Origin of the sequence: Tumebacillus permanentifrigoris (assembly GCF_003148565.1) — a bacterium.
Lineage (GTDB): Bacteria > Bacillota > Bacilli > Tumebacillales > Tumebacillaceae > Tumebacillus > Tumebacillus permanentifrigoris.
In genome coordinates this window covers 1-21,829 of record NZ_QGGL01000014.1, presented here as the reverse complement: position 1 = coordinate 21,829, position 21,829 = coordinate 1, and the positions used below count along the sequence as shown (strand labels likewise).

Annotated in this window: 17 protein-coding genes, 12 tRNA genes, 1 rRNA gene and 1 riboswitch; of the genes, 4 read left to right on the top strand and 26 right to left on the bottom strand. The window is 56.0% G+C overall.

Translation table 11 applies throughout. From position 1 onward, the window contains the following. Positions 1–9 precede the first annotated feature (9 nt). The 5 genes from ruvA to C7459_RS15570 form a co-directional block, all read right to left on the bottom strand. Positions 10–627, bottom strand: coding sequence for a Holliday junction branch migration protein RuvA (ruvA, locus tag C7459_RS15590; protein WP_109690223.1), 618 nt, complete (start codon positions 625–627; stop codon positions 10–12). Continuing rightward, positions 624–1,127, bottom strand: coding sequence for a crossover junction endodeoxyribonuclease RuvC (gene ruvC / locus C7459_RS15585; RefSeq protein ID WP_109690222.1), 504 nt, complete (start codon positions 1,125–1,127; stop codon positions 624–626). Before ruvC ends, ruvA begins: the two co-directional genes overlap by 4 nt. Positions 1,128–1,274: 147 nt before the next feature. After that, a complete protein-coding gene (locus C7459_RS15580) occupies positions 1,275–2,327 on the bottom strand; it encodes a CobW family GTP-binding protein (RefSeq protein WP_170119493.1) in 1,053 nt (350 codons plus the stop codon). 587 nt (positions 2,328–2,914) lie between these two features. Further along, positions 2,915–3,763: a phosphotransferase gene (locus C7459_RS15575; protein ID WP_109690220.1), complete on the bottom strand. Its 849-nt coding sequence runs from the start codon at positions 3,761–3,763 to the stop codon at positions 2,915–2,917. 144 nt (positions 3,764–3,907) lie between these two features. Beyond that, entirely contained in the window at positions 3,908–4,987 is a 1,080-nt protein-coding gene (locus C7459_RS15570) for a LysM peptidoglycan-binding domain-containing protein (RefSeq protein WP_109690219.1), read from the bottom strand. Positions 4,988–5,169: 182 nt separating this feature from the next. Between C7459_RS15570 and C7459_RS15565 the strand changes: the two genes are divergently transcribed. After that, positions 5,170–6,411 (top strand): MDR family MFS transporter, encoded by a 1,242-nt coding sequence (locus tag C7459_RS15565; protein ID WP_245884575.1) that lies wholly within the window; start codon positions 5,170–5,172, stop codon positions 6,409–6,411. On the opposite strand, the gene C7459_RS15560 is transcribed toward C7459_RS15565, so the two are convergent. The 7 genes from C7459_RS15560 to C7459_RS15530 all read right to left on the bottom strand — a co-directional run bounded on the left by C7459_RS15560 (position 6,404) and on the right by C7459_RS15530 (position 14,302). After that, the gene (locus C7459_RS15560; protein ID WP_109690217.1) at positions 6,404–7,150 is read right to left on the bottom strand and encodes a TVP38/TMEM64 family protein; all 747 of its coding nucleotides are present in this window, start codon (positions 7,148–7,150) and stop codon (positions 6,404–6,406) included. The two genes, C7459_RS15565 and C7459_RS15560, sit on opposite strands and share 8 nt — an antisense overlap. Next, a complete protein-coding gene (locus tag C7459_RS15555) occupies positions 7,150–7,938 on the bottom strand; it encodes an SDR family oxidoreductase (protein WP_109690216.1) in 789 nt (262 codons plus the stop codon). The genes C7459_RS15560 and C7459_RS15555 overlap by 1 nt, the downstream gene beginning before the upstream one ends. 55 nt (positions 7,939–7,993) lie before the next feature. Further along, complete coding sequence (locus C7459_RS15550) at positions 7,994–10,663, bottom strand: DUF4855 domain-containing protein (protein WP_109690215.1); 2,670 nt, start codon at positions 10,661–10,663, stop codon at positions 7,994–7,996. Positions 10,664–10,712: 49 nt separating this feature from the next. Continuing rightward, positions 10,713–11,606 carry a DUF4097 family beta strand repeat-containing protein gene (locus C7459_RS15545; RefSeq protein WP_109690214.1) on the bottom strand — a complete coding sequence of 298 codons (894 nt, stop codon included), beginning with the start codon at positions 11,604–11,606 and terminating at the stop codon, positions 10,713–10,715. Between the two features lie 132 nt (positions 11,607–11,738). After that, positions 11,739–12,569, bottom strand: coding sequence for a MetQ/NlpA family ABC transporter substrate-binding protein (locus tag C7459_RS15540; RefSeq protein ID WP_109690213.1), 831 nt, complete (start codon positions 12,567–12,569; stop codon positions 11,739–11,741). A 30-nt stretch (positions 12,570–12,599) separates the two neighbouring features. Further along, positions 12,600–13,271 carry a methionine ABC transporter permease gene (locus tag C7459_RS15535; protein ID WP_109690212.1) on the bottom strand — a complete coding sequence of 224 codons (672 nt, stop codon included), beginning with the start codon at positions 13,269–13,271 and terminating at the stop codon, positions 12,600–12,602. Continuing rightward, positions 13,271–14,302: a methionine ABC transporter ATP-binding protein gene (locus tag C7459_RS15530; protein ID WP_245884573.1), complete on the bottom strand. Its 1,032-nt coding sequence runs from the start codon at positions 14,300–14,302 to the stop codon at positions 13,271–13,273. Before C7459_RS15530 ends, C7459_RS15535 begins: the two co-directional genes overlap by 1 nt. Before the next feature lie 97 nt (positions 14,303–14,399). Continuing rightward, positions 14,400–14,521, bottom strand: a riboswitch (SAM riboswitch). A 210-nt stretch (positions 14,522–14,731) separates the two neighbouring features. On the opposite strand from C7459_RS15530, the gene C7459_RS22995 reads away from it, so the two are divergent. After that, entirely contained in the window at positions 14,732–17,086 is a 2,355-nt protein-coding gene (locus C7459_RS22995; RefSeq protein ID WP_146201016.1) for a YhcN/YlaJ family sporulation lipoprotein, read from the top strand. A gap of 173 nt (positions 17,087–17,259) precedes the next feature. Here C7459_RS22995 and C7459_RS15520 read toward each other — a convergent pair whose 3' ends face one another. From C7459_RS15520 to C7459_RS15460, 13 genes are all read right to left on the bottom strand, one after another. Beyond that, complete coding sequence (locus C7459_RS15520; RefSeq protein WP_109690210.1) at positions 17,260–18,054, bottom strand: hypothetical protein; 795 nt, start codon at positions 18,052–18,054, stop codon at positions 17,260–17,262. 104 nt (positions 18,055–18,158) lie between these two features. Then, positions 18,159–18,235, bottom strand: a tRNA-Ile gene (locus tag C7459_RS15515). 8 nt (positions 18,236–18,243) lie between these two features. Beyond that, positions 18,244–18,317, bottom strand: a tRNA-Gly gene (locus C7459_RS15510). Between the two features lie 15 nt (positions 18,318–18,332). Beyond that, positions 18,333–18,409: transfer RNA gene (locus C7459_RS15505), tRNA-Asp, on the bottom strand. A gap of 15 nt (positions 18,410–18,424) precedes the next feature. Beyond that, positions 18,425–18,500: transfer RNA gene (locus tag C7459_RS15500), tRNA-Val, on the bottom strand. Between the two features lie 8 nt (positions 18,501–18,508). Beyond that, positions 18,509–18,585 (bottom strand) — tRNA-Glu (locus C7459_RS15495). Between the two features lie 7 nt (positions 18,586–18,592). Beyond that, a tRNA-Thr gene (locus C7459_RS15490) sits at positions 18,593–18,668 on the bottom strand. Between the two features lie 5 nt (positions 18,669–18,673). After that, positions 18,674–18,749, bottom strand: a tRNA-Ala gene (locus C7459_RS15485). 8 nt (positions 18,750–18,757) lie between these two features. Continuing rightward, positions 18,758–18,834: transfer RNA gene (locus C7459_RS15480), tRNA-Arg, on the bottom strand. An 11-nt stretch (positions 18,835–18,845) separates the two neighbouring features. Then, positions 18,846–18,921: transfer RNA gene (locus C7459_RS15475), tRNA-Lys, on the bottom strand. 5 nt (positions 18,922–18,926) lie between these two features. Beyond that, positions 18,927–19,001, bottom strand: a tRNA-Gln gene (locus C7459_RS15470). A 24-nt stretch (positions 19,002–19,025) separates the two neighbouring features. Then, positions 19,026–19,101, bottom strand: a tRNA-His gene (locus C7459_RS15465). Positions 19,102–19,110: 9 nt separating this feature from the next. Next, positions 19,111–19,194, bottom strand: a tRNA-Tyr gene (locus tag C7459_RS15460). Positions 19,195–19,505: 311 nt separating this feature from the next. Here C7459_RS15460 and C7459_RS15455 point away from each other — a divergent pair. Both C7459_RS15455 and C7459_RS15450 read left to right on the top strand, forming a co-directional pair. Further along, on the top strand, positions 19,506–20,240 hold the full coding sequence (locus tag C7459_RS15455; RefSeq protein ID WP_109690209.1) for an ABC transporter ATP-binding protein: 735 nt from the start codon (positions 19,506–19,508) through the stop codon (positions 20,238–20,240). After that, entirely contained in the window at positions 20,237–21,634 is a 1,398-nt protein-coding gene (locus C7459_RS15450; protein ID WP_109690208.1) for an ABC transporter permease, read from the top strand. Before C7459_RS15455 ends, C7459_RS15450 begins: the two co-directional genes overlap by 4 nt. A gap of 39 nt (positions 21,635–21,673) precedes the next feature. On the opposite strand, the gene rrf is transcribed toward C7459_RS15450, so the two are convergent. Next, positions 21,674–21,790 (bottom strand): 5S ribosomal RNA (rrf, locus tag C7459_RS15445). Positions 21,791–21,829 lie beyond the last annotated feature (39 nt).

Here is a 21,829-nt window from a genome sequence, read left to right as displayed (position 1 = left end):
GACTCTCCTCTATACACGCATCAGTTGTTTGAGAGCGAGCTTGATCTGGTCTTCCAGTCTCGTAGCAGGCTCGATCTCCTCCGCGATGGCGCGGACAGCCCCATGCGCTTCCTTCTCATTATACCCGAGGGCCAAAAGTGCCTCAAATAGCTCTGTTCCTAGTGCTTTCGCCTTAGGCGGCGTTTTTTGTGTCTGAGACAAAGGTGTGCTCGGGAAAAGGGCCGCCAAGTCGTCCAGCTTGTCTTTGAGGTCGAGAACGAGCCGCTGGGCGGTCTTTTTACCTACTCCTGGCAACTTTGTCAAAAAGTTCAGGTCATCATTGCGAATGGCGAACACCACTTGATCGGGTGCTCCGGCCCCGATGATCGCCATCGCCACTTTCGGCCCGATCCCGGAAACGTTGTTGAGGCGCACGAACAGTTCGCGCTCTTCGCGGGTCTGAAACCCAAACAACAGGATCGCATCCTCGCGCACATGGTGATGTGTATGCAAGCGCAGTTTCTCACCTTGGTTTACTTGGTACGCGGTGGTGCCGGTGGTGAACACGCGGTAGCCGATGCCATTGACGTTGAGCACCACATGGTCAAGTTCGTTGTATTCGACGATCCCTTCGACAAATGAGATCACTTGAGTTTCATCCTCTCCACCCGATCTAGGAAGGGGGCGTTGTGTGCATACGTAATCGCGACGGCGAGCGCGTCGGCTGCGTCGTCAGGCTTGGGGATGTTGGCGAGGCCGAGGAACATCCGCACCATCTCCTGCATTTGTTTTTTATCTGCTTTGCCGTAACCGGCGACCGATTGCTTGACTTGCATCGGGGTATATTCGGCGACAGGGAGTCCTGCTTCGCGGGCGGCGAGCAGCACGACTCCCCTCGCTTGGGCGACGTCGATGGCGGTGGTGACGCTTTTGGAGAAGAAGATCTGCTCCACGGCGACCGCTTCCGGTTGCAACCGGGCGATCACTTCGCGCACGGCCCCGTAGATATCGACGAGGCGGTCGGGGATCGGCGTATGGGGTTTGGTCTCGATGCAACCGTACTCCACAGACTTGATGCGGTTGCCGATCGAGTCGATCACGCCATATCCAGTACGTCCGTACCCGGGGTCGATTCCTAAGATTCGCATGAGTGTCCTCCTCAAAAAATACAGCCTGAGGATAAATGTATTCCCTAGCCGAACATACATTTCCTTTTTTATCATAGATGCCGGAAAAAAACGATGGTAATTTCAGCAAAAAGCGCCCCTCCCGTGTCAGGAGTGGCGCTGTCTAGATCAGTTTTTCAACAAGCAGGCATCGAGTTGAGCGAGCAGTTCCTCGCGGTTGAGGCGTTGTCCGATCAGCACCAGTTTCGTCTCGCGCGGACCCTCCGGCCACGGTGTGTGCAAGACGGCGGTGGAGCGGTCCCCGACTAGATGGAACAACAATTGTTGCTCGTAGCCCTCGATCCACAGCAAGCCCTTCCCCCGGAAGATATTCCGCGGCAACGCTTCTAAGAACTCGCCCAACCGCTCATAATCAAACGGATAGGTCGTCGTGAAGGAAACCGAGGAGATCTCCTCGCGGTCCAGATGGGAGCCCGCCGTTTTCGCAGAAGCTGACAGTCTCGCAAGCGATACGAAATCACCAGCAGAGTCTAGATCTGCTAACTCCGCGATCTCGTCAGGATTGAGGGCAGCTCCTGTGTCCGTCGTCGCGGTTGCGGACGTTGTGGCCCCGCGGTGCAAGTCCAAATCGAGCAGCAGGCGCACATCGACGTCCCCGTTCACCGTCTCCAGCAGCCTCGCGTAAGGGTTGAGATCTCCGATCTCTTCCTTAATTTCATCGCGCATCCGTTCGCTGACGAGGTCGATTTTGTTCAGCAGGAGGATGTCCCCTGCGAGAATTTGGTCGATCGTCGTGCCTGTGCGCAACAAGTTGTCATGGAAGTTCGCCGCATCTAGCACCGTCAGGATCGCATCCAACCGCACATCGTCACACAGTTCTTCATGCAAAAACGTCTGGGCCACCGGACGCGGGTCTGCCAATCCGGTCGTCTCGACCACCAAGTATTCAATGCCACTCTTGCGCTCCAACAGCCGTGTGATCGCATCCAGCAGATCCTCGCGCACCGTACAGCACACACACCCGTTCGCCAACTCCACAACCTGCTCGTCCGTGCCGACGACCAGATGATGGTCAATCGACAACTCGCCAAACTCATTGACGATCACGCCGAACTTGATCCCGTGGTTCTCCTGCAAAATTCGGTTTAACAGCGTGGTCTTGCCACTGCCGAGCGCCCCTGTCAACAACGTGACTGGCAAGCGTTTATCGTGCGTTTCCATGCGTCCGTTCACTCCCGTCGCCAAAATCCGATTTGTCCGTGTCCAGTATACCGAATTTTCCAGTCGAATGCACATAATGGACAATCAATCCACGATAAAGTAAAACGAACTTGTAAAAAAGCGAGGTGGTTCGACTGAAAAAAACAGCCTCCCTCTACTTCCTGTGCAGTGGAGTGGTGTACTGTGCCGGGATGATCGCCTACGCGGTCAATGGACAAAAACTCTGCCCGTTCCTCGGCGGTTGGATCGCCGGTCTGCTCGTGATGGAGGGATTTACCCGCCGCAAACTGGAAAGTGCCTGACCGTTTAAAAAAAACTCACAATTTTCCCTTTTTAGTGAAACCAAATCAGTTCATCCATCGTCTATATAGACAACGAACTAATTAAGTTAATGAAAAGGGATGGTGAGCGTGGTGCTGTTAAGCATGGTGGCCCTCATTTTGTTGTTGACGGTCGTAAGTAGTGGGTTGGTTTTGATCGCGCGGGCGGAACAACGGGAGGAGCAAGCCGCCTCTTCACAGTCACAGTCGATCCGCTCCTAACCTCATGAAAAAAAGGCACACCGCCCGCGCGGGATGTGCCGTTTTTTATAGTTCCTGCTGTCGCTTCTCTTCCTGCATCTGCGCCCAAGCCAGCCGCGTGCGCAAGGTGTGGTGGTTGTCTGTTTTGCCAAAGTCGTACCACTCGCGGATCACCAACGACGGGTAGCGCATCAACGATTGCAACACCGAGCGGTTATCCACATCGAGCGGCATGATCTGGTCATACGCCTCGACCATCTCCGCAAATAGCCCCGATTCCCAGCCATTCAAGTACAGCGCATGGTTCATCAATTGGTACAGGTCATGCGCCCGCACATCGTATCCCGAAAGATCAAAATCGATCAGCGCCGCCCCCTCGCCGGACCACATAAAGTTATGCGGGGCAGGGTCGCGATGGCAAAGTGATCCGTGCTGCAAGTCGTGGTCCAGTGCGCGCACCAGCGAGGACTGCTGGAGTTCATAGACCGCATGGCGCGCCAACTGTTGGAACGGTCGCCACGCATCGCGCAGAGTGGGGTCTTTGAACGTCGCCAACTGCGCTTTTTCGAGGCGGTGGCGGTATTTTTCCCACAGGGGTGGCACGCGCAGATAGAAGGCTTTGTCACTGCTGTGCCCCGCCGGCACGCGGTGCAAGTTCGCCAAGGCGCGTGCAGCCGCCAACCGCTCCTCCCGCACTTTGAGGGACAGGTGGCGCCCGCGCAACCACGGCTGGATCGTATACAGCCCGTTGCGATCCACGATGTACGGCAATCCGCTGTCTGTGCGCAAGTACGGGGCGATCTCCACACCCGCCAGCAACACGGCGTCGAGCGCATCCGCCAGAGCATCGAGCCGACGGCGCATCCCATTGCCTTCATAGCGTTTGAGGATCATCGCGCCACCGCTGGTCTGCATGCCCGTCACGGTGCGCAGCTTGACGCGGCGGTAGATGCGCAGCCCGAACCCTTGCTCCAGTTTTGCGATCAGTTCTCCCCCATAGGTGTCGCCTCCTCTAGATGTAGAAAAAAGGGAGCCCAGAGGGCCCCCTTTTCCCCGGCATCAATCTTCGTCGCGGTAGAATGTCTTCGGCTGCATGCCGATGGTTTGTTGGTTGTACATGTGTGCCATCATCATGTTGTGGTGGTGCATATGCTCGTCATGTGCGTGGTGATGATGCTGTTGGTGCTTGTGGCACCCGCACTTTTTCGCTTTGACTTTCTTGTGGCATTTCTTTTTGTGGTGCTTTTTCTTGGTGGTGACCGGGATGTACATCATCACCATCGGGTGGTGTTGGTGTACATAGTGATGCTCCGGCACGATCACTTGCTGAGAGACCATCTGCGGGGCAGGAGCTGGGGCCGGTGCAGGGCTTTTGATGTTTTGCAGCTGCCAGTTGATGTTGGTGTTGTTGTGGCTGTCTTTGTGCGGTGCGTATTGGAGGTTCAGGTCGATGTGCGGCATGATCTGCGGCGCGGGCATCGGTGCCGGTGCGGGCATCGGCATTTCAATCGGCATCGGCGGGGGCGTGATGTTCAGAGGCGACACTTTTTCCATGAAATCCATCTCCTTTGGCGTTGTGGGCTGTTCAACAGCAAGCGGCTGGATCGGAGCGGTCAGTTGCTCCTTCGTCATGCCGCTGGTGTTTTTCGGTTTCATCCCCGTGGACGGGATGTTCAGCACTTGGCCCGGATAGATCTTATCCAAGTGCAGCGTGTGCGCCAACTGCGGGTTGGCCGCTTTCAACATTTCAATCGTCACGCCGACTTGCTTAGCAATTTTGATCGCGTCGTCGCCGTGCTTCACCACATACTTCCACAGACCTTCCCATTTCGGGACGGACGGGTACGCTTGCTCAGTGACCGGGGCTGGTGCCGGGGTCGGCATGGCGGTTGGGGCCGGTGCGATCTCGAGATCTTCCACCTCGGTTGGAACCGGTGCGATCGGCGCTGTCAGTTCTTCCTTGGTGATGAGTTCACCTGCCGACATCCCGTTGATGGGGATGTTGACTGCAGTACCCACGTCTATTTGATCGGGGTTTGGGATTTGGGGATTGGCTGCGATCAGTTGCTCTAGGGAGATACCCCACGTCTTGGAAATCTTCCACATGGTGTCGCCCTTCTGGACCGTGTAGACTTTCAACCCGCTCGACCTCCTTCGTCAAATGTCACTGGCAGTATATGCGCCCGCCGTCCATGTGCGCTTGTCTAGGTAAATTTGGGCTCTAGACACCTATGTTCCAAATCCTGTATACTGTCTGAAAACAATTGAAGAGTTTGTCTCCTCAGAGGGGAAGGTACAACATGACAGGGGTTAGGAGACTTTTGAGCCGTTACGATCGCACGGTCTGGATTCGCGTGATCGGAACGGTGATGACAACGATCGCCGGATTTATGATTCGTCCGTTCCTATCGTTGTTTCTGTTTGACAAGATGAATGGGGATCTGTTGGTCACCGCGTTGATCATCGGGTTGCAGCCGTTGACGGGTTTGATCGCCGGGCTGTATGCGGGAGGGCTTGCGGACCGCTATGGCCGCAAGCCGGTGATGATCGCCGCGTTGGTGATTGAGGGCATTTCCATCTTGGGCTATATGTGGGCGGACTCGGTGCTCTCCTTTGCTCTGTTGACGATCCTCAACGGGATCGGCGGCACGCTGTTTTTCCCGGCGGCAAGTGCGCAAGTGACCGATGTCGTGCCGGAGAACCGCCGTTCGGAAGTGTTCGCGCTGTTGCACACGGCGCTGAATGTCGGAGCCGCCTGTGGCCCGCTGATCGGTGTCGCGATCTACAAGGTCAACCCGAACATCGCGTTCATGATCTGTTCGGGTGCGATGCTGCTGTACGCGTTGCTGATCCTCTGGCAAGTGCCTGAGACGTTGTCGTTGGAACTTCGCCAGCGCGCGCAGACTGCCAAGCGCGATCCTCAGTCCAAGCAGCCACGCCTGCGCTTCCGTGATCACAAGTTGCTGTTCTATATGGCAGCTTCGTCGCTTCCGGTCTCGCTGTTGTACACGCAGGTGGAGTCGGTTTTCCCCCAGCATTTGAAGACACAGTTCAGCGCGGACTATCTCGATGTGTTCGCAACGCTGATGACGATCAACGGAGCGATGGTCGTGCTCTGCCAGATCCTGATCGCCAAGTTCTCGGAGCGATTCCCGATGCAACGCGTGATCCTGATCGCCTATCTGTTGCTGGCGGGCACCGCGATCGGCTACGGCTGGTCGAACGCGCTGGTGCTGTTCATCCTCGCGGAAGTGCTGTTCACGCTGGGCGAGATGATGAACGGGCCGCAGATCCAAAAAGCGATCTCGGTGATGGCACCGCCGGAGCAGATCGGCCGGTACTTTGCGGTGTTTGGTGCCAACTGGGGCATCTGCGGGGCGCTCGGGCCGATTCTCGGCGCATTCGCATTCCTGCATATCGGGGGGGCGTGGTGGTATACGATCATCGCCGGATTGCTGGTGGTGGTGGCGTTCACACAGTCGCGCAATGTAAAACAAGCGGTCAGCGGTTCAAGCCCGACGACTGCTGCTCATGAAAAAAAGGATCTGCCAGCACTTAGCTGACAGATCCTTTTTTTACGTGCGTCCAGCGGCGGTAGAACAGGAAGACGAGGCCGAGGAACAGCAGGTAGGCGATGATGACGAGGCCGATGTTGCGCCAGGACGTGAACATCTGCTCCCCGACGTAGGCGAACATGAAGTTCGAAGGAAGTTTCCCGATCGCGCTGGCGAATAGATACGTGCGAAACGGCACGCCGACCAGTGCGGCGTAGACGTTGACGACGTAGGCGGGCACGATCGGGATCATCCGCGTGAACAGGATCGCGAGGAAGGCGTTCTGTTCAAGGCGTTCATTGAAGCGTTCCACGGTGGAAAAGCGTTCGAGCGCCCGGCGCCCGCGTTCCGCGAACAGGTAGCGAAACGCGAGGAACATCAGCACGGAGCCGGTCAACGACACCGACCAGTTAAACGCACCGCCTGCCCACACGCCATAGGTCGCCCCCATCACCCCACCGATGACGCCAAACGGCATCACCGGGACGAGTGCAAAGAACGTGCCTAGAAGGTAGAGCAAAAACACGTGGTCGCTCCCGCCTTGGTGAATCCAGTCGAGCAAGGTGTCTTTGTCGCGAAAGGCGAGCACACCGATCAGCACATAGCCCACCAGCAACCACCATTTGGGGAAACGGCGCTGACCGTGTCTGGAAGCAGACTCCGCTGCAAGTGTGTCTTTTGACGTTTGCTCGAAATTCGACCCGTCAGCCGTGGCTGTACGGGTCGTTTTTTGCTCCGAGTGTTGCACTAGAGCGCGCGCACCATGCCGCCGTCGACGAGCAGGGATTGGCCCGTGACGTAGGTGTTGCTCAGGGAACCGAGGAACACGGCAGCGCGGGCGAACTCCTCCGGCGTACCATAGCGTCCGACCGGAATCAGGCGCTCGAAGCCTTCACGCACTTGCTCGCTCGTGCTGTCGGTAGCGGCGGCACGCAAGCCGTCCAGCTCTTGGATGCGGTCGGTGGAGATCCGACCTGGGGCGATGGTGTTGACGAGGATGCCTTCCGGACCCAGTTCCACCGAGAGCGACTTCGCCAGCGCGTTGACGCCCGCGCGGAAGGTGTTCGAGAGCAACAGACCTTCGATCGGTTGCTTGATCGACGTCGAGGTGATGTTGACGATCCGACCGCCGCCGACAGCGCGGAAGTGTGGCAACGCCCCGCGCACGAGGCGCACGACGTTCATCAGGTTGGCTTGGAACACGCGCTCCCACACGTCGTCTTCGAAGTTGTCGAAGTTCCCAGCCGGCGGGCCGCCCGCATTGGTGACGAGCACATCGAGACGCTGGAACCGCTCTAGCGTTTTTGCAAACAGCGCGTCGATGTCGCCCCGCTTCCCGAGATCGGTTACGCAGAAGTCCACCGCTGCGCCTGTCTCGCCTGCGATTTCTCGAGCGGTCTTCGCCAACTCTTCCTCACTGCGCGAGGCGATCATCACGCTTGCCCCTTCGCGGGCAAATTCCAACGCCACGGCGCGGCCGAGACCTTTGCTGCCTGCTGTGACCAACACGACTTTGTCCTTCATTCCGAGATCCATGTCGTCATTCCTTCCTAGTTGCTTCATTCTAGTTGCTTCAATCTACCTGCGCGATCTATTTACCGCCGAGGGCTTTGAACAGCACGTTGGCAACGTCTGCGCGCTTCGCCGGAAGCTGTGGAGCGAACCCGGTGAACCCGAAGCTGTCCGTATAGAGACCGAGCTTCTTGCCTTCCAGCACTTGTTGCAAGGCCCAATTGCTGATCTGGTCTTGGTTGGCGATCGTGACACCATCTGTCTTGGCGGTCTGGTTTTGTCTGTTCAGAACGCGCACCATGATCGCCGCGACTTGCTCTTGGGTGATCGGGTCTTCGGGGCCGAACGTACTGCCATAGCCTTGCATGTACCCGCTCTCTGCCACCGCCGCAACATAAGGGGTGAACCACGAGTCAGCCGAGTCGGTGAAGGTCACCGGGTTGTTCGCTTTCAGGCTGTAGGCATTGGTTAACATGACGGCGAACTGTGCGCGGGTGATCTGACCGTCTGGTAGGAACTTCAGTTGTCCTCCCTCCAGCATGCCGTTGAGGATGCCGCGGTTGGACAGGTCCATGATCGACTGCACGGCCGGACTGCCCTTCGCCACGTCGACAAACGGAGTCTGGTTGTTCGGCACGACCGAGACTTGCAACTGTGTGTTCAGCGTGACGTTGAAGCCCAGTTGCAGGGAATCGGAGCCCCCGCCCAACTCTTGCTTGACCAACTTGCCACCGTGGACCGCCAACTCCTCGTCTGCGCGCAACGTGCCGATGTACGTCATCGGGCTGGAGCTGTTGTCATCGGTGTGCACGATGACTTTCTGAATGTTAGCAGGTTGATCAGACAGCACGTTCAAACGCAATTTGGCGGTCGTCGGGAGGGTAAGACTTTGGCTGGAACTCAAGATGCCCGCCGTTGAATTGAGGACGTTGACGTTTGGCTCAGTGTACTTGCCATTCAACGCCTGGTAGATCGTGTCATAGAGCGGGTCGTGCTTGTCGTAGAGGCCCTTGATCGCTGAATTTTCGTAGAAGGCTGTGGAGGCGTTGAGCCAGCCTTGCGCGAGACCGTAGTGCAAGTATTCCTTGAAGTGATCGCGATAGGTCGAGTCGCTGCCGAGGATGTCGGGATCGAGTTCCAATTCGACGCCCTTGCCATAGCGCGCCCCTGTCCACGTCAAATTGTAGAAGCGGTTGAGGTTGGATGGGAAGCTGAAGCCTTTGAACGGGTAATAATTCGGCTGGTGGAACACTTCATCGAACCCGAGTTCCTTGAAATTGACCGCTTCGCCAGCTGTCTGGTAGGGAATCCACATCGAGAGCAAGCCTTTGGCATGCACATACTCGTTGAAATCGATCACCAATTCGTCGCCGTGATTCGCCGATTCGTTGTGCCAGTAGAAGCCGCGGAATTCGAGGTTTTTGAAACCTTGGTCGTGGATCAGTTGGTTGGCTTTGTCCATATAGCTGTGCACGATCTGTTGGCGCGTGGCCAGGTTGAGATCGGCGCTCGGGTAGGGGACGGAGAGCCACATTTTCGCCTTGCCCGTCTGTTTGAGGTCTTTGTTGTGGTCGGACCACTCCTGATCCAGCACTTTCATGTCACCGATCGTCTTCGTCAGGTACGTGTTCCACTCGTCAGTGTGTGTGGACAAGTACTCGGAGCGCGGGCCTTTGGGCAGGAACAAAAACGAGTCAAACAGGTTGCCGACGCGCTTGCCTGATCTGTCGAGGTAGGACGCGTATGGTTTTAAAAAGTCGGCGGTGATTCTCGCCGGATCGTTATAGAGCAGCAACGTATTTTTCTCATCAAATTGCGGGAACGCTTCAGATGCGCGCTTGGTGGTCATCAGGTTGCCGATGTATTGGTAGTGATCGGTGGTCGCCTGATCGACCGCGCCAACATCGTCATCCTGAACACGGATCGTGAAGACCGCCCGCTTGTCAAAGTTCAGCGCGTAGTACTCCCGCCCGTTCCAGATCACGCCGGTCATCGTCCACATCTTGAGATTGACCTTGTCATGGAAATTCCAGTTGCTGTCGTAGCGGTAGATCTGCGCGCTGTCGTTCGCGGAGACGATGTTCCAGTACTGCCCATCATTCATGATCCCGAACGTTGCATTGACGCCAAATGTGCCGCCGGCTGGATTTTTCACATCGATCTGGCGGGCGAGGCCATGATTGGTCGGGTTGATCACATAGATCTCCCCACGGTCGGTCATCAGGTACAGATAGCCGTCAACGTAGGTCATGGTGTGTCCGTAGATCGTCGGGGCTTTCCAAGAATCGACGACCGTCCCGTCCTTGTGCAGACGCTGGATCGTCCCGTCACCGTTGTAGTAGACAAAAATGTCCTCACCCAACCCTGTCGCGATGCCGCGCAGGTTGTTAGACGGCTTGGTGGAAGGTGCAAATTGCCGCAGTTCACGGCCGCTGTCCGGATCGACTTCCCAGATCGTCGCGTTGGAACGGTCGGTCACGTAGACACGGTTGGTTCCTGCGACCGGTGCCATGCCGAACACGTCCTTGGCGGACAAGTCTGTATAGCGTATCCACTCAGGACGCTTCTCGCCCGGCGTTAACGAGCGTTCGATCGCCACTTGTTGTGGATGATAATACCCGTCGCCCTGACGTGTGACGATGTCAAGGCCCGTAATGGTAGACGCACTTTGGGCCGACGCCAGAGACGTCGGCCATACAAGTGCGGTGGTCAGCAATAGTGGTGCGATTGTCTTGATGTTTGCCTTCACGTCGGACCCCTCCAAACTCTCTAAACAGTATAGAGAATTTCGACAGGATTCATTCCATTCCTGCTCTGTTTTGTCGGACTTCGATATTGCCCGACTTGGTGTGCAAGTCGATCAGGTGCGTGCCTTTGCCTGTCGTGACGGTCATTTTCTGTGCATAGCCGGAGGTTTGCACAGGCAAAGCATCGCCGCTGATCCGTCCACTCGTCGTATGCAGCTTGTAGGTGGCATCCGTATCGCGCGGCACGTAGCACTGGATGTTGCCGTTGTGGGTGACGAGGTCCCACGAATTCTGAATCCCTTGGTTTTGCTGCGCGTAAATCTGCCCGTTGTGCGTGGTCAGCGAAACGCTGTTTCCACAATCGCAGACTTGGATCTGTCCGTTGTGCGTGTTCGCCTGCAAGCGACCCGTCACTTTGTCGATCTCAAGTTTGCCGTTGTGCGACGTGAGCGTCAGGTCACCGTCGATGCGCAACGTTTCGATCTGGCCGTTGTGCGTGTGCGCATGTACCATGCCTTCGACGTCCGCGATGCGAATTGCGCCGTTGTGGGTCAACACCCTGAGGTCGCCGTTGAACAGGTCGACCTCGATCGGGCCGTTGTGCGTCTTCAAGTTGGCTTGTAGGATCTCCGCCGGGACGTTCATGCGCACATCGACACTGACATGTAAGCCCAGAAACCAATTATTGTGGGTCATCTCTTGCTCGAACACCACTTCACTGCCCGTTTGGCGCAACGACCAGAAGTTCTCCATCGGCGTGTGCTCATCGCCGCGTACACGGACGCGCACTTCCGCCGAGATGTACGATTCGTCCCACTCATGCAGGGCGAGTCGCCCGTTGTGAACATGTAATTTCAAGCGGTCGACTGCACCGACCGGGGTGAGTTCTACCGTTTTCGTTTCGTCCTGTTTGATCTGAGCAAGCCCGAGCAATGCTTTTAGCATGATGGATTTCCTCCTTGGTGAGCCCTCGTATTTGTTGTCTTCATTGTACCTTTGGGGATAAAAAAAAGGCTCCGTCCAAAGACGGAACCTGCTCTCCTCCCTGCGGAGGGAAGTTGTTTCTTCTATTAAAGATTAGAACGCCGGCACGATCGCGCCTTGGTACTTGTCTTCGATGAATTTCTTGATCTCCGGCGAGTTGAGCGCCTTCGCCAGTTTTTTCAATGCTTCGTTGTCTTTGTCCTTGGTGTTGACGGTCAAGACGTTCGCATACGGGGAATCTTTGTCTTCGAGGATCAGCGCGTCTTTGGTCGGCACGAGTTTCGCTTCCAGCGCGTAGTTGGTGTTGATCAGCGCGAGATCGACTTCTGGGAGTACGCGCGGGAGCATGGCTGCTTCAAGTTCTTTGAACTTGAGGTTCTTTTTGTTTTCGACGATGTCCTTGAGGGTGCCGGAGATGCCGACGCCTGCTTTGAGTTTGATCAGGTTGTTTTTGTCGAGTAAGGCGAGCACGCGGCCTTCGTTGGTGACATCGTTCGGGATCGCAACGCTTGCGCCGTCCGCGAGTTCGCTGATGTTTTTGATTTTTTTGGAGTAGCCGCCGATCGGTTCGACGTGAACTTTGGTCAGGGCGGTCAGCTCGAGTTTGTGTTCCTTGGAGAAGGTCTCTTGGTAGGGAACGTGTTGGAAGAAGTTCGCGTTCAGCGTGCCGTCTGCCAGTTTGAGGTTCGGTTGTACGTAGTCATTGAAGGTGACGATGTCGAGTTTCACGCCTTCTTTTTCGAGCAGCGGTGCGACTTGCTTGAGGATCTCTTCGTGCGGAACTGGAGACGCGCCGACTTTCAGGGTGACGACTTTGCTGTCACCGCCGGTAGTGCTTGGGGTTGCGTCTTTTGCAGAGGTGCCGCAACCGATCAGGGATGCGGAGAGGAGCAGAGTCAGGGCGCTGAAGATTACTTTTTTCATAAGTAGGTCATTCCTTTCGAGTTGGGGGATTTATTTGCGGTTGAAGTAGCGGACGAAGCGATCGCCGACACTTTGGAACACTTGAACGAGCAGGATCATGATCACGGTGGTGACGAGCATGACATCCGTTTGGAAACGCTGATAGCCGAAGCGGATCGCGAGGTCACCCAGTCCGCCGCCGCCGATGACACCCGCCATCGCGGTGTAGCCGACGAGTGCGACGATCGTGATCGTGATGCCTGCGATAATGCCAGAGCGCGCTTCTGGGAGCAACACCCGAGCGATGATCTGCCAGGTCGTAGCGCCCATCGATTGCGCCATTTCGATCACGCCTTTGTCCACTTCTCGGAGCGAGACTTCGACGAGGCGGGCAAAAAACGGCGCACTGCCGATGACCAGTGGTGGAATGGCAGCACTCACCCCAATCGAGGTCCCGACGAGGATCTGCGTGAGCGGGATCAGCATGATCATCAGGATGATGAACGGAATCGAGCGGAAGATGTTGATGATGAAACTCAGCAGGCCGAACACCGGGCGGTTCTGCAACAGGTGACCCGGTGAGGTCAGCACGACGAGGATGCCCAGCGGCAGACCGATCAAGGCTGTGAACAACGTGGACAGGCCCACCATGTACAGGGTCTCGCCACAGGCTTTCCAGATGTCCGTCCAGTCGACATTGGCGAACAGTGCGTTGAAGTCCATTACAGCAACACCTCCACTTGCAAGCCGCGTTCTTGCAGGTTTTGTACGGCTTTTTGTGCGGCGCCAGGGTCTCCGGTGATCTCCAACACGAGTCGTCCGAACGGGGTGTCCTTGATCCGGGAGATCGTGCCATGCAGGATGTTGAACTGGACGGGATGTTCCTGCAGGACTTGGAACATCACCGGCTGGAACGTGGTGTCCCCGAGAAAGGAAACTTGCACGACTTGATGTCGAGCGCGTTCCGCCTCTGGCATGCGGAGGTATTGCGCCAGCAGTTCCTCGGGAAAGTCGAAGTCGCTGACTTGTTCGACAAACTCCTGCGTGATTTTTTGCTGCGGTTTGAGGAACACTTCTGCAACAGGTCCGACTTCGACGATCTCGCCCTCGTCGATGACCCCGACGCGGTCACAGATTTCACGGATCACGTGCATCTCGTGGGTGATCAGCACGATCGTGAGGCCAAGTGTTTTGTTGATGTCCGCGAGCAGTTTCAGGATCGACTGCGTGGTCATCGGGTCGAGTGCAGAGGTTGCTTCGTCACAGAGCAGGACTTTCGGGTCGTTGGCTAGAGCGCGGGCGATGCCGACGCGCTGTTTTTGCCCCCCGGAGAGTTGCGATGGGTACTTGGTGGCATGATCGGTGAGTCCGACTAAGTCGAGCAACTCGCGCACTTTGCGGTCGATAGCAGCCGCAGGTCGCTTGGCGAGGCGCAGTGGGAAGGCGATGTTTTCGTAGATCGTCGCCGACGCAAGCAAGTTAAAGTGTTGGAAGATCATCCCGATCTCATGACGAGCGCGTTGCAGGTCGCCTTGTGACAGTTGGGTCAGGTCTTTGCCGTCGACGATAACGGAACCGGAAGTCGGCTGTTCCAACAAGTTGATACAGCGGATCAGCGTAGACTTCCCAGCGCCGGAGTGGCCGATGATTCCAAAGATCTCACCGCGTTCGATGGTCAGATCGATTTTTTTCAGTGCGGTGATCGATTTTTTGTCGACGAGGTAGTCTTTGCGGACGTTTTGTAGTGTGATCACGGTGGTTGTGGTCCCCTCCTTCGTCATTTTCCGGGAAATAAAAAAGTGCCCTTCGACAGCGAAGGACACGGATATCCACATAGATGGACGGACGCGTCTCTCATCTGTCGAAACAAAATGTCTCGCAGGAATTGGCACCATTTCACTCAACCTGTAATGGTTGTCGTGACGGTTGCCGAGGTTTCGTCGGGCCAGACCCTCCACCTCTCTGGATAAGAGAACTTTCAAATATTAAGTTAAGCGATCGGGATTGTTTGGAATCAATTTGATTACAGGTTGGAGTATACCATCCTTGAAAATAGACCGTCAAGCAATTTTTTGGGACACCAAATCTTGTACGGTGTGAGAGAGTGGTCCCGGGGGATGCTAAGTTCGGATTGATGTGTAGGGACAATCCAAAATCGAACGCGCCCCGAGGAGGTTGACACTTTGAAAAAGGTTACGACTCTAGCTGGCGTTTTTCTGTTGTCCACGTCTCTGCTTGCTGGTTGCACTCCGCAGAGCTCGCAACATGCATCTCCGGATGGCAAGAACGAGACGTATGATACAACTCGTGGTGGCAAAGTGCTCGATACCCGCGACCCGCGATATGGTGCGCGCAATCTGACACCCGCACGGACGCAAAGTGGAACCCAAGGGATGCACGTCCGTGGTTTGGGCGGTGGGACTCGTGGCGGTAAAATGAATGCGGCTGGTGGGGCTGGTGGGGCGGCTGGCACAGCTGGTACGTCTGGGAATGTGAATCTGCATGCAGATCCGCAGTTGGCCGCACGGGTGGCCTCAGTTCCCGGCGTGACGAATGCGCGTGTCTTGGTAAATGGGACGACTGCGTACATCGCAGTGAACAGCCCGAACAACCGCAACTCGATCTCGCAGGCGAACACCGGAACGGGAACTTCCAACCAAGACACTGGGACGACTTCAGGCAACACCAATGTTCAAGGCCCGGTGGGTACGAGCACCACGCAAGGTGCCGGGACTCCTGTACAGACAGGGATTTCTGGAACTGGTGGTAGTTACGGGGCAGGGACAAATTATGGGACTGGGTCTACTGCCGGGACTGGGGCTGGGTCAAGTTATGGAATGGGTAGCACTTCCGGTACTGGCTCGAACTATGGGACTGGTAGCACTTCTGGGAGTGGCTCTAACTATGGGACTGGTAGCACTTCCAGTACCGGCTCGAACTATGGAACCGGCAATACTTTCGGGACTGGGACTGGCTCAACCTATGGAACCAGTAGTACTTCCGGCCTGAACAACACTGGATCTACGTATGGTACTACGTCTTCCGGGACCACTCCGTCGGGGTCGGGCACCACGTACAGCACCGGGACGAACGTCGGCACGAACAATAACGGTTCGATGCGCGGTACGGGACTGTCCCAGCCGTTCGCACTGATCAATCCGCCGATCGCGAACGTCCAAGGCGGTCAAACCAATGGCACCAACTCCCCGTCGGTGAAAAGCTCAAACTCGGTTGGTTTTGGCACAAATGGCCGTACCGCTAACAGCGGCATGAGTGGCTACGGTAACTCTGGTACTGGGGTGAGCACCAACAGCTCGTCCTATCTCTCCCAAAATACCGGAAACGCACTGACCGGCTCCGGCTCCACGTTCAACAACTCCACCTCAAATAACGGCACCATCTCGGGCACAGGCAATCCAGGTACCATCGGCTACCTGAACGGATATTCAAACGGCGCAAGCAGCACCGGAACCAATAACACAGGATCTACCTACGGTACTGGTTCTACCACGGGTTCCAGCACTTATGGAACCTACGGCGCTGGCTCTAACTCGGGGTCCAGCACTTATGGAACTTCCAGCACTGGCTCTAACATGGGCTCCAGCACTTACGGAACTTCCGGCACTGGCTCTAACAACGGTTCTCCGTATGGGACCAGCGCTGCGGGAACTTACCGCTATACGGATACCATCGGTTCTGGCATCTATGGCACTTATGGCGCTCGCACGAACGGAACCAATGGCTCTGTTATCTCCGGGTCCACTTACAGCGGCTCCAACTCTGGTGCGCGCGCATACGGCACCACCGGTTCTACGTCGGGGATCTACGGCTCCAACGGGGCATCGTCTGGCAACGGTTCCAACAACACCTACGGCCTCTACAACTCCTCCACAGGAGCCGGCGCGCTGAACATCTACTCCGACAACTCGATGAGCGAGGACCTGCGCGCTCAAGTCGTGCAAGCTGTTCGCCAAGCCAATCCGTCGATCCAAAACGTCTACGTGACCGCCAACGAGTCGGTCATGAACCGCATCAACCAATACACGAACGGCAACAAAGGCACCACGGGCAAAGGTGCCATGACGAACGCAGCAGGCAACGCCGCCTACATGGGTCGCAACTTCCTTGACGACCTGCGCACTGGCTTCCGCAAAGTAACCTCAGGCATCACTGGAAACAATCGCACAGGCGGCACTGGTCAAAACTACGGCGCTGGTACGATGTCGGGCGGCACTGGTCAAACTTCCGGTTCTGGCACAATGTCTGGCGGCACGACGACCAACGGCTCCTCCCAATCGGGCACTCTCGGCACCCAAGGAACGCCAATGGGCAGCTCCGGCGCAGGCTTCGGCACCACGCCGAGTGGCTCGACCACAGGCAATGGCGCACTGGAGCCGTCCACAAACGGCACCAGCAGAAGCGGCTCCACGACAGGCTCGTACATCAGCGGAACCACAACAGGGACAGGTGCCGTCAATCTTGGCGGTCAAAACTCCACTGGCACCACCGCTGGCACTGGCAGCAACGCTCGTCGCTAAACCTAAGACCCTGTCCCCCACGCGGGACAGGGTCTTTTTTTACCATCTCCCTGTCTGCACAAAAATACACTTCTCTAGTTCACGCAGCTCCAGAAGTGTTTTTTTAATCTCCCGTCCTGAAAAAAAACACTTCTAGCTCACGCAGAGCCAGAAGTGTTTTTTCTCAAACAGCCTTACAGAAAATCACGGCGCTCTAAGTGCATATCCCCGATGTGGTAGTCGGCGTGGTTCATCGTGAACGAGATGTTGTCCGCTTCGCCCAACTCCCCAAACGTCCGGGCCAGCATCTTGGCCACTTCGTTTGCCTCGTCTTCATCTGGGCGAGACCAGAAGTCCACGCGTCCCGAGACATTGTCGCCGATCTCATCGACCGACACGATGCCTAGCGTCCGGTGATCATCGTCGTGCAGGTGGTACTTGGTGTGTTCTCCGTTGCGGTAGACGACGGAGAGGTGGTACTCCTCGTCTTCGTCAAGGTCGTGGACATAGTACTGATCGTCATCCTCGTCCTCTTCATCATCCGCAAACTCGATGTCACTGCCCAAGTCGAGACCGTCGAACTCCATCACTTCTTCGTCGTCTTCGAATTCTTCCTCATCGTCGACAAAATGGTAATTCTCGTCGAAAGCGTCGATCTCGTCCTCGTCTTCCTGAATCGACTCCACCGAGACGATTTCAAACGGGGCCATCTCAATCACAGACGAGATGTCGCCATACATCATGACCACCGAGCTGTCCTCGACGCCTAGCGCCGCGTTCAAATGCTCGATGTACGTGCGCACTTCGTCGGCGACGAAATCCAGTTCCTCCTCCGACACCGCTTTGGTGTCGATCTGGATCGTGCCGGTCAGCACGTCCCCTTCGCGATAGACGAGGTAGACATCCCCCGCCCATTCATTGTTCAGGTACACACTGACAGTTTCACCACCGGGCGTGCGCAGTTCAGGCTTCAATACCACTTGTCTCATCTCGGAGTTCCCCCTTTGCACAAAGAGTCACCTTTAGTATTTCGCAATGAGATGAAAAAAAGACCTGTTCCATGAAGGAACAGGTCTTTTTCTTTTTGCAAGTATGGTGGGCCCAAGAAGATTCGAACTTCCGACCTCACGATTATCAGTCGTGCGCTCTAGCCAACTGAGCTATGGGCCCGAAATAAATGGAGCGGGTGATGGGAATCGAACCCACGCGACCAGCTTGGAAGGCTGGAGTTCTACCATTGAACTACACCCGCAAAGGTGAAAAATAGTGGCGGAGCTGACGGGATTCGAACCCGCGGTCTTCCGCGTGACAGGCGGACATGTTAGGCCACTACACCACAGCTCCGTAAAAAAGTGAAAATGGTGGAGGCTGACGGGATCGAACCGCCGACCCTCTGCTTGTAAGGCAGATGCTCTCCCAGCTGAGCTAAGCCTCCGTAAAAATTGGTGACTCGTACGGGATTCGAACCCGTGAATGTCGCCTTGAAAGGGCGATGAGTTAAGCCGCTTCTCCAACGAGCCAAGCAAATGGTGCCTTTTACCGGAATCGAACCGATGACCTCATCCTTACCATGGATGCGCTCTACCTACTGAGCTAAAAAGGCATGTATGGTGGAGAGTAGCGGATTCGAACCGCTGACCCCCTGCTTGCAAGGCAGGTGCTCTACCAACTGAGCTAACCCCCCATACAAAATGGCGCGCCCTGAGAGATTCGAACTCCCGGCCTTTTGATTCGTAGTCAAACGCTCTATCCAGCTGAGCTAAGGGCGCAATTATGAAAATGGTGAGCCATGAAGGACTTGAACCTTCGACACCCTGATTAAAAGTCAGGTGCTCTACCAACTGAGCTAATGGCTCGCAAATGGCTGGGGAGGAAGGGATCGAACCTTCGCATGACAGAGTCAAAGTCTGTTGCCTTACCGCTTGGCGACTCCCCAACGATCTGAGAAAAGTATTACGAGTGGGGCGATCGAGGGGAATCGAACCCCCGAATGCCAGAGCCACAATCTGGTGCGTTCACCACTTCGCCACGACCGCCACATGTAATGGTGGAGAGAGAAGGATTCGAACCTTCGAAGCTTACGCAACGGATTTACAGTCCGCTCCATTTGGCCACTTTGGTACCTCTCCACGAGTAAAAGTTGTTCCGTTGTTTAGTGAGATACTCAACAGCGGCGACGTTTTATAGAATATCACATCGAGTTGTGCGAGTCAACACTTTTTTCAAAACCTTTTCTTCAATCACCGCTCTCTTGCGGCGACAGGACTTATCTTAGCACGTCTGCCTCGCCTACTCAATGGCTTGAACGGTACAAATGCGGACAAATCGCGAACTCTGCTCGTCAAGGCTTGTCCGTTCGCGGGTATTCTGCCGTTTACCATAGATACGATCGAGTATCTGCTGTAGAATGAAAGCATAACAAGTGTAGGAGGGGTTTGTTGTGCTCGAAGTACGCAACATCACGGGCGGATATGCCCCCGATCAGCCGGTCATCCGTGACGTGTCGCTGACCGTCAATGCGCACGAGATCGTCGGTTTGATCGGCATGAACGGAGCGGGCAAGAGCACGATCTTGAAGCACGTGCTCGGCCTGTTGGAGCCGTTTGCTGGTGAGATTCTGCTGGAGGGCGGCTCGCTAAGCACCGACCCGTTGAAGTTTCGCTCGAAGATTTCCTACATCCCGGAGCAGCCGCGTCTCTATGAAGAGCTGACTTTGGATGAGCATCTTGAATTGACAAAATTGGTCTATCGCTTGGAGGAGTCCGCGTACCGTGAGCGCAAACAGCGCTTGCTGGACGTTTTTCGACTGGCGGACAAGGTCGACGAATTCCCGAACACCTTTTCCAAAGGGATGCAGCAGAAAGTGATGATCCTCTGTGCGTTCGTCGCAGCGCCCGATCTGTTGGTTGTGGACGAGCCCTTTGTCGGTCTCGACCCGCTGGCGATTCAAGCCTTGTTGGAGCTGTTGATCGAAATGAAGCGCGAGGGACATGCGATTCTGCTCTCCACGCACATCCTCGCGACCGCTGAGCGATACTGTGACTCTTTCGTCATGGTCAACAAGGGTCAGGTCGCCCTCAACGGCACCGTCGAGCAGATGCGGGCACAGGCAGGGCTCGCCGGGGTTACGCTGGAGGAGATGTTCGCACATGTGGTCAGCGGAGGTTTGACATGAGCAAGGCGGACAAAAACGAAGGGATCGCCAAGCGGACGGAGGGTAAGAGTTTAGGGACTTCTGGATCTGCGACCGGCACGGTGAAATCAACAGGGAGTTCGGCTGGCTCTGGAGGAACGCAAGGTTTTAAGCAGTTGCCTTATGGGATCAGCGGGTTTGCCGATATTGGAGACCTGTATGGCGCGCGGGTGCGACGGGCTTGGTTGCAGGCGGTGTTGCTGTTGATGTCCATTTTGCGCAACCAAGGCGTGTTGATCGCCGGCATTGCGCTGGTCATCGGGGCGGCATTTGGCTACAAAAGCGCGTTGAACGCCTTGCCCGCTGCGTTCCCCAGCGCTTGGTTTATCGCAGTCGTGACCGCGTTCGTCGCCTGCCGTGGGCGGGTGCGAACGTTTTTGCAGGAGGCGGACTTGGTGTTCCTGTTGCCTGCAGAGGATCGGATGGGGACGTACTTCCGTTCGGCCGGGCGCTACAGCGGCTTTTTCCAAGTCATACAGAGTGTTTTGATCATCGGTGTGCTCGTCCCCCTCTTCCAAGCGCGAATCGGGCTGGATGCGGCGTGGTGGTGTGCCCTGGGCGCGGTCGCTCTGAAGCTGTGGAACCTGTTCCTGTCGTGGCGGGAGATGTTGCTGGTGCGGCGGCGAAGTTTCTGGATCGGGTTGCGATTTCTGGGCAATGCGCTAGTGATCTACGCGCTGGCTTCCACAGAGTGGATGTACGGCGTGGGTGGGATCGTTTTGCTTGCACTTGTGACGTGGTTGGTTCGCAGCGGACGTCGCGTGCGCAGCCTGCCGTGGAATGAGTTGCTGGATCAGGAACAACAGACGCTTTCCACCTACTACACGGTGGCCAACTTTTTTGTCGACGTTCCGCAGATCAAAAATCGCGTCAAACGTCGCGAATGGATTATGGCGATCGTGCGCCGGATTCCGGTCAATCAGAAGTATCCCTACTTGTTTCTCTACATACGGACATTCTTCCGCTACAGTGAGTACTTTGGGATCTATCTGCGGCTGATGGCGTTCATCGGCGTGATCCTGTTCTTCATCTCCAACGTTTGGATCGCCCTCGGGGTCTATCTGCTCGGCCTGTTCTTGATGGGTTTCCAACTGCCGATGCTGGCATCAGAACGGCGTTACTCCGAATTGGTGCGCATCTACCCGCTCACCGATCAGGATAAAAAACGCGGCGTCTCTTGGCTCGCGTTGCAATTGCTAGTGGCAGAGAGTCTGTTGCTGGACGTGTTGTTGCTGATCTCCGGTCGCTTGCCTTTTACGCAGGCGGTGTGGTTGCCCTTGGCGGGGATTGTGTTTAGTTTGTATGTGTCGTTTGTGTACCTCCCCAACCGTTTCTTGCAAGCAGAGGACGAGGATGGGAACGAAAAAAAGACCTGATCCGCATTGGATCAGGTCTTTTTCTTCCTATATACTAGTGCCTCGCGACGTCCTACTCTCCCAGGACCCTGCGGTCCAAGTACCATCGGCGCTGGAAAGCTTAACTTCTGTGTTCGAGATGGGAACAGGTGTGACCTTTCCGCCATCATCACGAGACTGTGACAACTGGGTAGAGCAACTTTGTGAGTTCAAGAC